At 59.1% G+C, this 394-nt stretch carries 1 pseudogene; it reads right to left on the reverse strand.

Going from position 1 to position 394, the window contains the following annotated elements:
- Positions 1–394, reverse strand: a pseudogene (locus HMPREF2857_RS03760) (IS256 family transposase); the annotation flags it as partial.

The raw sequence follows: 394 nt of genomic DNA on the forward strand, positions 1-394 counted from the left end.
GGGGGCGTTGATGCCACCTTCGAGGCTGTTTGTTGTTGCTGCAAGGTTGTCGGGGTCGATGGTTGTTGGTGGGGGTTGCAGGTAGGTAAACAGCAGGTCTCTGCGGTGCAGAGATAGCAATGATTGATAGGCCGCTCGGACGCGTTGGTGGGTGTAGACCTTGGTGTAGGCGCCGGTAACGGGGTCTTTGATGGTGGTTTTCTCGTTCATCCATTCCCGGTAGGTGTGGTCGAATTCGTGCAGGTGGGCGACCCATGTGGATGCTTGGTCAAGGTCGGTGATGCGAGTGAGTTTCAGGGCTAGGCGGTAGAGGGTTTTGCCGGCATCGGTGCGGGGGTTGCTGGTGGTGTGGCGGCGGACTGTTCGTTGGGCGTGGACGAGGCAGCGTTGGATG

It is taken from the genome of Corynebacterium sp. HMSC076C10, from assembly GCF_001812455.1.
Classification (GTDB): domain Bacteria; phylum Actinomycetota; class Actinomycetes; order Mycobacteriales; family Mycobacteriaceae; genus Corynebacterium; species Corynebacterium jeikeium_D.